Annotated in this window: 9 protein-coding genes; 3 read left to right on the forward strand and 6 right to left on the reverse strand. The window is 54.1% G+C overall.

The window, feature by feature from the left end:
- Nucleotide 1: 1 nt before the first annotated feature.
- The 6 genes from H6507_06510 to H6507_06535 form a co-directional block, all read right to left on the reverse strand.
- Nucleotides 2-340, reverse strand: a complete 339-nt coding sequence (locus H6507_06510; GenBank protein ID MCB9368738.1) for an STAS domain-containing protein — start codon at nucleotides 338-340, stop codon at nucleotides 2-4.
- Nucleotides 341-397: 57 nt separating this feature from the next.
- Nucleotides 398-751 (reverse strand): STAS domain-containing protein, encoded by a 354-nt coding sequence (locus H6507_06515; protein MCB9368739.1) that lies wholly within the window; start codon nucleotides 749-751, stop codon nucleotides 398-400.
- Between the two features lie 34 nt (nucleotides 752-785).
- The gene (locus H6507_06520; GenBank protein ID MCB9368740.1) at nucleotides 786-1,217 is read right to left on the reverse strand and encodes a helix-turn-helix transcriptional regulator; all 432 of its coding nucleotides are present in this window, start codon (nucleotides 1,215-1,217) and stop codon (nucleotides 786-788) included.
- 75 nt (nucleotides 1,218-1,292) lie between these two features.
- Nucleotides 1,293-2,999: a gamma-glutamyltransferase gene (gene ggt / locus H6507_06525; GenBank protein MCB9368741.1), complete on the reverse strand. Its 1,707-nt coding sequence runs from the start codon at nucleotides 2,997-2,999 to the stop codon at nucleotides 1,293-1,295.
- A gap of 12 nt (nucleotides 3,000-3,011) precedes the next feature.
- Entirely contained in the window at nucleotides 3,012-6,218 is a 3,207-nt protein-coding gene (locus H6507_06530; protein MCB9368742.1) for a hypothetical protein, read from the reverse strand.
- 13 nt (nucleotides 6,219-6,231) lie between these two features.
- Nucleotides 6,232-10,113, reverse strand: coding sequence for a S8 family serine peptidase (locus H6507_06535; GenBank protein MCB9368743.1), 3,882 nt, complete (start codon nucleotides 10,111-10,113; stop codon nucleotides 6,232-6,234).
- 239 nt (nucleotides 10,114-10,352) lie between these two features.
- On the opposite strand from H6507_06535, the gene H6507_06540 reads away from it, so the two are divergent.
- Genes H6507_06540 through H6507_06550 form a run of 3 tightly spaced genes read left to right on the forward strand, consistent with a single transcriptional unit; the run spans nucleotide 10,353 to nucleotide 14,160 of the window.
- Nucleotides 10,353-11,309 carry a hypothetical protein gene (locus tag H6507_06540; protein MCB9368744.1) on the forward strand — a complete coding sequence of 319 codons (957 nt, stop codon included), beginning with the start codon at nucleotides 10,353-10,355 and terminating at the stop codon, nucleotides 11,307-11,309.
- 32 nt (nucleotides 11,310-11,341) lie between these two features.
- The gene (locus tag H6507_06545) at nucleotides 11,342-12,748 is read left to right on the forward strand and encodes an HD domain-containing protein (GenBank protein ID MCB9368745.1); all 1,407 of its coding nucleotides are present in this window, start codon (nucleotides 11,342-11,344) and stop codon (nucleotides 12,746-12,748) included.
- Entirely contained in the window at nucleotides 12,736-14,160 is a 1,425-nt protein-coding gene (locus H6507_06550) for a TolC family protein (protein ID MCB9368746.1), read from the forward strand. The genes H6507_06545 and H6507_06550 overlap by 13 nt, the downstream gene beginning before the upstream one ends.
- The last annotated feature ends 317 nt before the right edge of the window (nucleotides 14,161-14,477 follow it).

Below are 14,477 nucleotides of genomic sequence, written 5' to 3' on the forward strand. Positions count from 1 at the left end.
ATTAGTTGAAGCTCTTAATGGCGCTATCCACGGTATCGTGGCTGTCGAAGACGGAATTAAGTTTCGTAATGACGAGGAGGGATTGAATCTTGTCAGTCGTGCGGGCAAGTTTCATTTCACTTCCGGCATTTTTGAGGGTAGTATAAGCAGAAACGAGCAGACCGATACCGGAGCTGTTCATCCACTCTACTCCACCGAGATCAATCACGACATGTTTCATGCTGTTGGCGACGGCATGCTTCATGGCATCGTGGAATTGCGAGGACTCGGGGCCGCCCATAATCTTGCCCGACAATTCGACGATATAAACGCCATTCGATTCAGATGTCTTCAGTTTCATTGCTGCGAGGCTCCTTGAGCTGAATTTATGTTTGTTAGATTTGTGAACAGAGAACAATCAACCTTTATCGGCGGTTCGTGCCGTTTTCAGTGCGGCCGGCACGTCCGGAGCAAAGGTAAATACGGTATCGAATCTCGTCATGTGCAGGACGGACGAGACTTTTGGGCCGCACGCCACGAGAATCAGCAAGCCGTTAACGTTTCGCATGGTCGTGTAAGCAGAAACGAGCAGCCCGACTCCCCAACTGTTGAGCCAATCGACTCCGCTCATGTCAATGACGACCGCGCCGCTGCCTTTCTTGACGGCGTCGCGCACGAGATCGTGAAAGGTGTCAACCTCTGGTCCGCCCATCAATTTGCCGCTCAATTCGACGATGAACACGTCATCGTCCCATCGGGATTGCCATTGCATGAAATCGTTCCTTGGAGGTCTTATGGAGTATGAATTAGCTGCGCGTGCGGCGCAGATCAAGCAGAGCATCCACGAAGAACCTCTTGGTGGGGTCGTGATCAGGATGCAGTTGGATAGCTTTTAGAATTTCGAGTTCTTCCGCCGTCGGATTCATCAGGAGCATTTGCTCGTCGTCGGCGAGCAACTCCTGCAAACCGCGATAGAGAAAACCGTGTTTGGGAGACAGGCTGAGGTATCTGAAGACATCCGGGCCAAGGATCAATTCCTCGACACGGAGACTTAGGCCGGTGGCGAGTTTTTCAAGAAATTCGATAGTCGGCGAGGACCTCCCGTTCTCGACCAAAGAGAGGTACGATCGATTGACACGGACGGCCTTGGCCAACGCCTCTTGGGACATGTCGGCGGCCTTTCGCGCATTGTAGATACGCTGACCGATGTCGAGGGGAAGATCTTTATTTGGAGTCATAGTGACAAGGTACAAATGGCTTGTCAAATTGTCAACAAGACTATACTCTGGAGTCGGGGCCGTCGCACATACCGTTCAATAGCCGATAGCGGCACCGACGCCACGGCTGTCCGCAGCTCCAGTCCATCCGCCGCGAATGGTATCCGCTTGTATTGCCTGAACTCGGGACCTTGCAAGACCAACATCGACAGTGTGCCCCCTCTGTTCCAATCCAACGCGGACATCGAACGGATGTTCCGGCTCAACGAAAACCCGGTCCGGCATCCACTGCTGATGAATCCTCGGGAAATCGACGGCTTCCTGAATATCCATGCCATAGTCGAGGGAATTTACGATGGCGAGCAGCGTGGCCGTAATGATCCTCGGACCGCCTGCTCCACCGGCAAGCAGATAGGGTTTGCCGCCTTTGAGCAGAATCGTGGGGGACATGGAAGAGAGGGGTTTTTTGCCGGGCTCGACTTCATTGGCAGCCTTGCCCACTAAGCCGAAGAAATTGGCTTTTCCGGGCTGGGTAACGAAATCATCCATTTCGTTGTTGAGCAAGATGCCCGCACCGGGGACGGTGATCCCGGTGGCAAAAGGAGTGTTCACCGTGGCCGTCATGGAGACCGCATTTCCCATATCGTCGACAACACAGAAATGCGTGGTGTGATGTTCGATACCGGACATGAATTGCCACGGATCGCCGGGATCGGGCTTGGAGGTATGACGGGAGCGGGAAATTTTTCCGCGAAGTTTGTCCGCATACTCTTTGCTGATCAGAGCTTCGGTGGGAACGGGAGTGAAGACGGGATCGCCGAGGTATTCCGCTCGATCTGCGAAGGCATAGTTCATGGCTTCGGCAATTAAGTGCAGAGATTCGGAGGATCCGGCACCAAGATAGGAAAGTGGATAGCCTTCGAGCAGATTAAGAATCTGAATCAGGTGAATACCGCCAGAACTGGGGGGCGGCATCGAGATGATGTCGTAGCCGTGGTAAGTACCACGCACCGGATCGAGACTGACGGCTCTGTAATCAGCCAGGTCCTGTTTTGTCATCACGCCGCCGGACTTACGCATGAAGTCGGCAATCAGGTTGGCGGTTTCTCCGGTATAGAACTCGGCGGCACCGTGCTCTTGCATGCGCCGGAGAGTTTCGGCAAGATCTTTTTGCGGGAAGCGTTCGCCCACTTGGAACGGGGTACCGTCTGCGTGCAAATAGACGGCACTCGACCCCGGATCGCGGCTGAACCGTTCGGCGTAGTCTTTGAGAACTTCGCCGTAATATGCATCTACTATGAAGCCGGTATCGGCCAGCGCACGGGCAGGTTCGATCAGGTCAGCGAACGGCATCGTGCCGAATTCTTTAACCATGAGATCGAGAGCCGCGACTTCACCGGGAACACCCGCAGCCAGCGGAGAATAAAGCGAGAGGTCGGTGCGGTCATTTTTGTTTTGGGGCACGAACATCAACCGGGAGGCGCGCTTGGGGGCGACTTCCCTCCCGTCAATAGCTGCCTCACGACCGTCAGCCATGTGGAGAACGATGAAGCATCCGCCGCCGATACCGCTGGAATAACCTTCGGAAACGCCGAGAGCGAAGGCAACCGCGCAAGCTGCATCGACTGCGTTGCCTCCGGCTTCAAGGATTTGCAGACCTGCTCGCGTGGCATGCGAATCGGCGGACGCAATCATCACGTTTGGCGCCCATGCCGGACGGCGAGTCGCGGCCGCGGACAGATTTGAAAGAACAAATACGAGCAATACGACAGCGAGGAAGCTGTCACGAAAGAGTTTCAGCAAACCGGATTCTCCTTACGGCAGAGCACGAACTGAATAGTAACCGACAGCGTAGGTTTGAAGCACATTCACATGAGTAAAGCTGTTCGTTGCGGGTGTTCCTACGATCGTAGACAAGCCGCCGAACTCGGTGAAATACTCAACTTGGTAGGTCGAAGCACCCGGGACTGCCGCCCATTGGAGCTGAATGTCATCGCCGTCAGGCAAGATCGTCAGATCAAGCGGAGCAGGCAATTGAACTTGTGACGTCGCTTCAATGGGAATAGTCAAAGGCGAATTGTCGGGATCGTTGGACATGATAAGCAACCCGCTCAAGCTGGGATCTCCGCAAAGTTCGGCCCCGAGGAAGCTCAAGCGCAGAGTGTCGACGGAGTTTGGCGCGACAATTCCGGAAGTCGGGAAAACAGAAACCCAACGAGGTCCGAGTGCAAATCTGCGCGATTCGAAGTTCGCAATCCCTGCCTGATTGTTCAGAGCAGTCAGTCCAACGGTTTTGTCGGCATTCTGAATACCAATCGTGGCACTGGTCAAACGAATCGTGCCCATGTCGCCATAGAAGACGCGCGCTTCTCCGCGAGCTGTGAGCAGGAGCTGGAAGTTGTACGTGCCTTGATTGGGACTCGTACCTGCATGCACATTTTCAAAATGGACAGCAACCGAGTCGACACCGTTTTCCCAGAACCGCACGTTGGATCCGGCGTCTTGCGGTTTTAGGTCGTCCCACCACGGGAAGATTGCGGCCGCAGGTGCATTGCTCGAGGGCAGACTCTCGTTCAAGTATGCTTGGCTTGAGCCGTCGACGAAACTAATCCACCCGTTGGCATTGACCCAAAGCTGCGAATACTCTTGGCCGTAGAACGGAAAATCGAACGGCAGGGCAAACGGTCCGCGAGACTGATCACCTTCTCCCGTTCCCCACGTCAATTGAGTGCCTTGATTGGAAATCGGAAGCCACGAGTAGATTGGTCCACAGGGATCATTGGAATCTTGCCAACGATAGCCAAAGGCATCCGGACCACCGGTGTCGGTGACGGCCGTGCCGTTTTGGAACATCACTGAATAAACTAAGTCCGAGCCGCCGGAGTTTTCGACGACCACCGTTTGTTCGACAATATCATCAGGAGCGACGCCGACAGAAACGGAAGTCGGAGTGGTGCTGATGTTGGGCGGCGGGCCGACGTAGATATCGTCCACATACCAACCTTCGTCTTCCACGGCTACGTCCGTGACTTGACGGAACTGAATTTGAATCATGCTGCCAGGAGCATATTGGGTCAACGGAATGCTCACAGTTTGGAACCCACCGCTGGAACCGGTGTACGGTCCGGCGATTTGGTGTGTGCCTTCAGCATCGATCAATTCGACGAATCCGTAGTCGTATCCGAATTCGAGCAGGTAGCGCTGCGAGAAAGTCAAGACGGCATTGTCGCCCAGAAGAATCTCCGGCGACGTGAGAATAATATTGCTGCTGGCAGAGTACAGTCCAGTACTTTCGCTTCCGCTGTACCACGAATGAGTCGGGGACACGGCCTGACGAGTCGAGACATGCCACGGAGTACCGAGTCCGTCGGAAATCCAGCCGTTGTCACCGGATTCGACGTCATCAAAGAAGCTGGGGCTGCCGACGACGGCGGTGACTGACAGAGTCGTGTCCAAACCTTCGCCGGAGGTCAAGTGCAACTGACATGCAATCGCGCCGGGCGACGAAAAACCGCCGGCAACACTGAGCACAAATTCAGATGAGTTATCCGCGGAATCTCCGGGAGACGTCGCGGGCCAGCTTGTGACGCCGTTTGTCACGGAGACATTTGGCGTTGACGTTGTAAGAGTACCGCTTAGGACGCCGAGGTTTTGCGCGCCGGTGTTTTTCAGAGTGAACGTGAGCGACATCAGTTCGCCCGGTTCGACTACGCCGTTGCCGTTACCACTTTGCTCGTCTTGATTTTGCAGAATACGGCGAACTTGATAGTCAGGCGGGATCAAGTTCTCTGCATAGCGTGCCACAAAAATGTTGGCAGGCAGGTTTTCCTGCGCAAGCGGAGCGATACGATTTTGCGGGGGCCAGAAGCCGTCCGACGGTCCGCCGACTTCCGTTGTGAATGAGAAAATTTTCGGCTTTGTGGTTTGTTCTCCGTAGCACCAGTCATTCGCGTCGCCGTTCACGCCGTACAGCACGGCCCACGGCGGACCAATGGTGTAGTTGGCACCGTTGACTTGCTGAATGTAGATGCGCATGGAGTCAGCCATGGTGTGGAAGATGTCGTTGTCGGGACAAAACCCTCCTTCGTAGGCTTGCACTCCCCATGGATAAAGAATCAGATTGGAATACGTGTGGTAGTTCATCGCGACGATGAAATTGCGGGAGTTGACGAAGTCGCGCATGACCTGAGTTTCGGGTTCGGAAAAGGCCTCAATTCCGCGATACGTTTCCGAAGACGGAGTCGGCGAGGAGCCGCTGTTGTCATATCCCCAGTTGAAACCATAGTTGCGATTGAGGTCGACGCCGTAGCTCGTTCCGTTGTTGCGACGGTTTTTGCGCCACATGCCGCCGCCGTTGGAATTGGTGGTTTCATTATAGACATAGCCGTCGACGTTGACGCAGGGAACAAAATAGAATTCACGGTTGTCGACGAGGTAGGTCAAATCCGGATCTATGCCGTATTGCGACGTCAGTTGGTCCATGAACAAGAAGAGTACTTCCATCGCTGCAGGTTCGCGGGCATGATGCAGTGCGTTGTAGAAGAGTTCAATTTCGTCTTCGTCGACATCGGGATTGTCGCTGATCTTGATGCAGTAGATTTCACGGCCTTCGAGAGTCTGGCCGATGGAGAATTTTGCCGTCGTGATATTCGGGTAATTGGCATGCATCACATCGAGCGCGGCGTTGATTTCGGAATAGGTCTTGTAGCCACCCATCAAATCGAGATGGTCGTTGCTGGCCAAGCGGCGCGCGTAGAATTCTTCGAGGTCTTGATGAACGACATCCCAGCCATAGCCGCGACTCTGCAAGTAGTCGAAGTCGCCGGGCAAGGCTGCGACCAAGACTCCGGGTTCTTCGTCTTTGGGCAGAATATCGAGACGATCGTCATTAAGCAGCAGCTTTTCGTGGGCGGCGTCATGACCGAAGACTCTGATCAGGGCGTGGTGCGGAATGTTGGTGGCAGCTTGGGCCAGCAACGTGCCGAAAATGAGGACCAAAAGCGTGGACAACAAGCGAAACATGAGACACCTCATATCATCGTATATTCAGTTTATGTTTTGACAAGGGAGAAGTATTTTGAGCGGATTCATCCGGAGAGCCGGGCGCGTTTGCACCCGTCAAGGTCACGGCATAGATACGTTCGAGGTCTACCGGACGAATGAAAGTCCAATACGTGTCGGCAACAGCTTCGACAAAGGCAACAAACGTCGTATCATTCGGCAGAGCGGTCCAGATATCGTAACTGCCCAGCGGATGCGAGTGCCAATGAAGACTCAGAGAATCACCGGCGGCAAAGAGGACAGTGCGGGGTTCAAACGGAGTTCCGCCCTGCATAGACACTGCAAACTCTGTCACGGCAGCGGCAGGATCGGAGGATTCGATGTGCAGCGGCAAGGCCATGAGTCCCTGCTCGACCGAATTGTTTGCTACGCGAACCCGGATTTCGTTGACGCCAAACGGATCCACAACACCGCTGGAACCGGAAAGAATACGGACGGAAGAAGCCGAAGTGTCAGGTCGAATGATCCTGACGGTCATAAGACTGTCGACGAGCGTGCCGTTGTAAGAGAGTTCGAGATATTCCCCGACGAGACCGCCTTTGATGCCGACCGTTTTGAGATTGACAGACGACCGCATATGTTCGTAGACGAAATCTACGGAACCGTCCGGATAAAGAATAGCTTGGAAGGTGAGGTTGAAGCCGGGCAGTTCGCCATAGGGCCGGATCTCATTCCACTGCACAATCAAGCGGTTGTTGGCCTGATCATAGTACTCAAAGATTTCACCGGAGGCTTGCGGATTCAGGTCCGTCCAGAACGGCGCAATTGCATAGTAGGGGTCGCGTTCGTAGTTGAGATGGTCGTTGATGTAGTTTTTCGAATTCGACCAAAAGCTGATGAAGCCGTTGGAACAAACGCTGTACCTTTTGAAGGTGCGGTCGTAGAGCGGGAACTCAAACGGCAACGGGAGCGGGAAAGAAGTGGTATCGTCAAGCGCGATGCCGAGATTCGTACCGAAAGACTGGATGTCAACAAAATCGTAGTGGACACTCGTATCATTGTGCGAAGTGCGCCACGCATATCCGTAGATATCCGGCAGCCAGTCATCGAGTTGAGCGTCTCTCCGTTCGACCCGCGACGGGACGTGGCCTTTGGGATAGACCGGATAAACAGTATTGGGCGAATGGGCGCGCTGAGTTTGGCTCACTTGGTCGTTTGGTTCAGCGGACGCAGAATAGGCGAGCGGTGCGCTGCCAAGATTGTGGATGAACAAGGACGTGTCGACGGATTGCCCCGGATCCAATGCAAGCGAGAGAGTGGCAGGCTCCAAGACCAGCGAGGGAACTCCGGATGAAAGTTGTTCATCGGCGATGCGGATGGCTAATTCTTCTTCCACAGGAACTGCATAAGTTTCCCATGTGCCGTTGTATCCGTAGCGGACGTAACCGTCACCTGAAGCGCGGTCTATTCCTATCGTGCAGCTGTTGATTCGGGGGACGAGTCCATAGCGGAACTCCATGACGTTGTTGCCGCTCTGAGTGGGTACGACGGCTTGGTCATAGATGATCAATTGGAAACTTGCACTGTCCGTCGGGGGTGGAACTGATATGAAGTAAGGAACTTCGTGCCACTCGAACGTGTATGTGCCGCGCGCGGGATCGTAGTCGGAGAGAATTTGACCACCGAGGTTGTCACTGAAGTCATCCCAAAACGGAAAGAGCGCCGGAGTCAGGTTGTACGGCAGGGGCAAATTATTGAAGGCCGTAGCAAGTCTTAGAAAACTGACAATTCCGTTTGAGTTCAGGAAGATCCGGTCGTAAGATTGACCGTAATACGTGACGGTGAACGGCAGCGCGAGCGGGACATGTCCGTCGTCGGGTAAATTGTGGATGATGCCGCGTCCGCCTTCAGATGGGGAAACTGATTGATATCCGGGCGAAGGCCCGGCGGGATCGTTGCTGTCGCACAAGAAATAGCCGTAGGGATCTTCGGGCGAACATTGGAAGGCCGGATTGAGTGGAAGAACAACTTCGATATCCGTGATCGCACCAGCGAAGATCTGAACGTCGGGAACTTCGGTTGAGCCGCACGTTCCGCTGGAACACGCGACGACATAGGTTCCGGGATTCAGGGTCATGGTGAACCGGCCGTTTCCGTCGGTAATCACGGTGGGCGCACTGCCATCGGCGACGTCAACATAGGCACCAACGGCGGGAATGCCGCGACAATCGATGACATTGCCCGAAAGAATGCCTTGTGCGGTCGCGGTCAATGTCAATGTAACGTAGGACGTGTCATTCGGCAGGATATCCACGTTAGCGGTTTGCGGCAGGTATCCGTCGGCAATAACTTGCAGATCGAAGGGAAGGAACGCAGGCAACGGCAGGAGAAATTCGCCGGCTGAGTTGGAATGGGTATTTTGGGGGTGATTGACCAAGTCAACTTCCGCGGCGATTCCCGTGCCGAATTGATCTTGGACATGTCCGCGCACCCAACCCAGTCCCGTGAGCGCGGCCTGACAGGCCATGTAGGCATCGAGCATTCCGTATCCCGATTGATTGTCCAAACCGGGTTGATCGACGTCAACCGCCGTTAACATCAATAATTCGAGCAACGAATCGGGCGGCAGCAGCGGGTTTGCTTCAATCATCAAAGCGATTGTTCCGGCGGCGAGCGGAGCGGAAAACGACGTTCCACTGCTTGAGGCAAAGGAAGTTCCGAGATAAGTGGAACGCACGTTGCGGGCAGGAGCAATTAGCTCGGGCTTGATTCTGAGGATGGGGTCTTCCGAACAGGGAGTTGGCCCACGGCTGGACGAAACCCAAACGGAATCGATCACACTGTCCCATCCACCGACACAGAAACCTGAAACGAGATTGTCCGCACGATTGGCTGGATTTCGAATGGTTCCGGCGGGCGGGCCTTCGTTACCGGCAGACCACAGAACGGCAATCCCTGCGGCCTCGGCCAAGTCCATGGATTGGAACAGCACATTGTTGCAGGTTTCGATGCCGCCGTTGAAACCCCACGAATTCGATAGGACCCGCGGGACGTCATCGAAGGTAGACGGATTGCCGTCAGGATCGACGATCCATTGAAACGCCTGCAGCGCATTGGTAATCGTAAATCCGCCTTCGGCAACCGCTGCGGAGATGAACTGCGCATTCCATGCCACTCCGACCGTGTCATTGGGAACCATGCCGCATTGCAGCCCCATGGTCAGCGTGCCATGACCGTCGTTGTCACCGGGAGTCGACGTGATGGGTTCCACCAAGTCAAACCAGCATTGATCGGCAGGATACCCGTTGTTGCCGCGCCAGCGAGGCGAAAGTCCGGGATGCGAACCGTTGACGCCAGAGTCGAAACTCGCCAAGAGGACGCCGACTCCAGTGAGACCGAGCTCCCACGCGCTTGGAGCACGAATGTCCAAGAGCGACGTTGAGACGCCTTCGTCCAGAGAACGTCTGCGGTCATCGATTTGCGGTTGTGAAATGGGAATCAGTTCGAGCGGCAGATCCCGTTCGAGGGCAACGTCGGACCACTCTGCAAGCAGGGGAATTAATTCAGGCGAGCAGTCGAAGGAGATGGCGTTGGCCACCCAGAAAGAGCGGATATTCTTTATCTCGTAACTTTCAGCAAGCTCCGCAAGCCTCTCCAGGACGGGGGCTTGCGTGGTCTTGGCATGAGCCTGTGCTGCTTCAATTGCCAGTTTGTGCCCGTCTTTGAGGGACAAGGATCTGCCGGCGATGCTGGTGACCTGAGGGATGACCGAGTTTTCCGGTTCGAGGACGACCAGTACGGGTTCGAGAGGGGACGCGAAAGCAGAAGTCGCTAACAGAAGAAATGCCCAAAAGAGTCTCTTCTGCAGCCAGTATTTCCGAATGTGAGTGAAGATGTCCAAAAATATCGACGTCATTGTCCAAACCTGTCCACGAAATCTCTAAAATATAGTAAATTCAAGGGGCGAACTCCACACCCCAAAGTGTGTTCTTGAAGATGATTTAGGGTCGAAGCTCTTGCTTTTTGCCGGAATTGTCGTAACTTCATGCAATCAAAACTATTGAAATCTCTGTGAATAGACGCCACAAATGGCCAATTGCGCACACGTTGCCCATGTTCATCTGCCTCTTTTGGGCTCATGCGGCAACTGGCAAAGTGCCCGACTCCTCACCCTTGGAAGTCTATGAGTCCCTGTTTGATACACTGATGGGACATCACTATGCAGCGGCGGACAGTCTGTGTGCAAGCATCGATCGGAAGTGGCCTGGACACCCGGCGACGGACTATGGCCGGGCCAGTGTCATTTATGCGCAACTATGTGATTTTGAAGACACTACGGGCACTGCAGAGTTGGAGAGATTTGCGGAGAATTGCATCGAAGGCTGCGAACAGTGGGAAAGGCGGAATAGAGACAGCGCGGCTGCGGAACGGGAGTATCTTGAAGGGGCGGCTTATTCAGTGTCAGGGTTGATTCGTCACAAACAGGGGCGAACTTTGGACGGAATTCGGCGACTCATGGCCTCACGACGGCACTTTGACCGCGCGATTGAAATTGATCCGGAATTCTATGATGCTTATGTGGGTCGCGGAGCCTACAGATATGCAGCCGCAACGAACCTAAGCCTGCTCAGGTGGCTTCCCGGAGTGCCGACAAAACGGCAAGGTTGGTCCGACTTGGAAATCGGTGCCAGCCAGTCTAAGTTCTCACGATACGCGGCGATAAGCGCGATGGTTTGGTTTGTTTTGGATGACGAAAAGTACGAGCTTGCCGACAGCATGGTGAAGGCAGGACTTGCCAGATTTCCCGACAGCCGTAGTTTTCTGATTCCCAAACTATCATTGGAGAAAAAGACGGGGCAATGGGAAGACGCACGACAGACCGCCTTGAATTTGCTGAATCAATTTCAGCATCTTCCATTTGATAACGGTTACGAAGAGATTGGACTTTACAGAACATTGATGGATTGCTCGGATATGCTGGGAGACAGTGCGGCCGCGGAGGATTACGCGAGACTTGGTCTGCAAGTTGAGGCGACTCCTTATGCTCTCGACCGACGGGACGATACGCTGGACGCACTGAGAGCCCGGCTAAACACGGAGCAGTCCCGTTGAACAGTGAGGCAACGATTTTGAAACGAAAGGTCATTCACCGCGCGGATTCACGAGTGCTCGACCGGGTCGGACGACTGGCGGACGAGCATGGGCTCGAGCTTTATGCCGTGGGTGGATTTGTCCGGGATAGATTGTTAGGCAAGAAGGTCAAAGATATTGACTTCTCGGTGATCGGCGACGCGGTGGGATTCGCGAAGCAGGTTGCGAAGGAGTTTGGTGTTCGCGATCCGGTTTTGTTTGAGAGATTCGGAACAGCGATGGTGCCGTATCGAGGGTATCAATTGGATTTTGTCACGGCGCGAGCGGAGTCGTATGAGATACAATCACGCAAGCCGAAAGTGTGGGAAGGGGCACTGGAAGATGACCTCGCACGGCGGGATTTTACGGTAAATGCGCTCGCGGCAAATCTGAACGAGGGCAGCTTCGGTGAATTGATCGATTTGTACGACGGTATCGGCGACCTTGGACGCAAAATACTTAGAACACCGAAAGAACCTGAGCTGACTTTTTCGGAAGATCCTTTGAGGATAATGCGGGCCGTGAGGTTTGCCGCGCAACTTGAGTTTGAAGTTGAACCTCAAACCCTCGCAGCGTGCCGGGTTATGGCTCCGAGGCTCAAGATTGTTAGCCAAGAGAGAATCACGGACGAATTGCTGAAACTTTTGAGCGCGGCCAAACCCTCGATTGGCTTGAGGTTGATGTATGAAACCGGTGTGATGGGAATCGTGTTCAAGGAGATAGCGGACTTGTCAGGCGTCGACCAAGTCGGGCAGCACCATCACAAGGACGTGTTCAACCATACGCTGCTCGTGGTGGACCGGATTGCCGAGTTGACGGACGTGCCGGTGATGAGAATGGCGGCCTTGGTCCATGATATCGCCAAACCCCGGACAAAGCGTTTTTTTCCGGATCAGGGTTGGACATTTCACGGCCACGAAGACGTGGGCAGCCGGATGATGAAGCCTATCGGACGGCGGCTGAAGCTGCCTGAGAAGACTGTGGATAAGTTGGTCAAGATGACGGCACTGCATATGCGGCCGATTAATTTGACCCGGGAGGAGGTGACGGATTCGGCTGTGCGTCGGCTGATTGTGGACGCAGGGGATGATTTAGAAGATTTGCTGACCCTTTGCCGAGCCGATATTACCTCAGCTAACCCTAAGAAAGTCAAGCGTTACCTAACCCAGTTCGAGAAGTTGAAGACGCGGATTGGTGAGGTGATTGAGGGGGATCAACTGCGGGCCTTTCAGAGTCCGGTGCGGGGAGATGAAATTATGCGGATTTGCAACCTCTCCCCCGGTCCTATAGTCGGAAAGATTAAGGATGCCCTTGAAGAAGCGATTCTCGAGGGCAAGGTTCCCAACGAGCACGATGCGGTGCTCGACTACCTCTACGAAATCAAAGATCAGTATTTGGAGTCCAAGGCGTGCGGAGAATAATTTGGTGGGTGATGATATGGGGTATGGTTTGTGGTGGTGCGCAGGCCGCGGAGCGGACGATGCTGGTGAACAGCGAGACGCCGCTTTCGCTGGATTCGCTGGTAAAGATAGGTCTCATGAACAATCCCCAAGTTCGGCAATCGGAACTGACAAAACAACTAAACCGTCCAGGCGACTTGGCGGCAATCGGAAGATTTTTGCCGACGATTTCGTTGGGATTGGATTTTTCTGAGTCGCAATTCGAGAATCGTACGTTCCGCAATCCGGATGGAAGCGTTTCGACACTGCCGGTGACCTTTGAGGATGTTGTGATTGTTCCGGATTCCAACGGAATGCTGACGCTGGACACAATCACCGTCACTCAGAATCCGACGGAAGGAAAGTCACGCTCGAGTTCATGGAACGTGAACGCGAACTTGTCTTTGTTCGAAGGCGGGCAGAGAATATTTCTCTATCGAATCGCACAAGCTCAGAAGAAGATCAACACACTGTCGGTTGAAGAGGCTCACAAGACTTTGACAAGAAGCGTGGCGCAACAGGTCGTGGGTGTGTTGACACTTGAAAAAGTCGTGGCTTTGAACAAGCGGCTGCGGGATCAGCGTAAGGACGCCTATGATTTGGCGAAAGCACGGTTTGACGTGGGTGCAGTGACTGAGTTGGACGTTTTGCAGGCAGAAATTGAACTGGGTACGGCGGAGAATACGATTGTGAGTTCGGAACGCGAACTTGAGAATCAACGTGAAGTCCTGAATCAGACTTTGGGAATTGATTTGCGAAGCAGGTTCGCGATTGCCGAAGACGGCGGAATCACTCCGTATCAATTTGAACTGGACAAGCTGATCGACGAAGCATGGCAGAACCGGACGGATTTGGAGATAGCGATGCTTCAGGCGAAGCAAGCCAAGGATAACGTCAAGTATTCGCGCGGTGCATATTTGCCGCGGGTTTCGATTGGCGCATCGCGCACGGCCAGTGAACAATCGGGAGCGGATCAGGCCTTTACATTGGACCCTCGCAACCGCAATACGACTTACTATTTGAGCTTGAATTGGAATATTTTCGACGGATTCGCGCGTGAGTACGACGTTGCTTCGAAGAAAGTAGCTTTGCGGCAGGCAGAGGAGACCGAACGCGAGCTGAAGCTGTCGGTGGACAGCGGCGTGCGCAAGGCATTCCGGGATTTGGAAACGGTTTACGACCAGATGCAGACGACGAACCGGAACAGAGAGCTTGCCAACCGGACGTTGGAGCTGGAGCGCGAGCGCTACAGACTGGGAGCGACCTCGGCTCTGTCGCTGCGCGACGCTCAGGTGACCTATGAAGGCGCCGAGACGGATCATTTGCAGAAGGAGCTGGAATATCAGTCGAGTCTGATTGCGCTGGAATTGGCTGTGGGGAAGAGCCTTCGGTAAGGGATGAAGGCAGAAGGACGAAGTCAGGAACGGCGGCTCAAATGAGTCGCCGTTTTTTGAGCGACTGGCGGTGTCGGAGACTCGGACTTTGCTTGACTTGATCAGCCTGCTCTGTGGGGCCCTGCGGGATGACGGGTGTTTCGCATGTTTGGCTCACTCTTAGTGATTGTAACCGCACTTAAAAAGATCCTTCACTACGTTCAGGATGACAAGTGTTTGGCTTCTTGGACTTCGTGGAAGTTGGTCGGCCTTGTTCGTAGGTACTTGCTCAAATAGCAGAAGGGGTACCTGCAGGAGGTGCCGCCGCAAGTCGTGCA

The sequence above is a fragment of the Calditrichota bacterium genome, from assembly GCA_020637445.1.
Lineage (GTDB): Bacteria > Electryoneota > RPQS01 > RPQS01 > RPQS01 > JABWCQ01.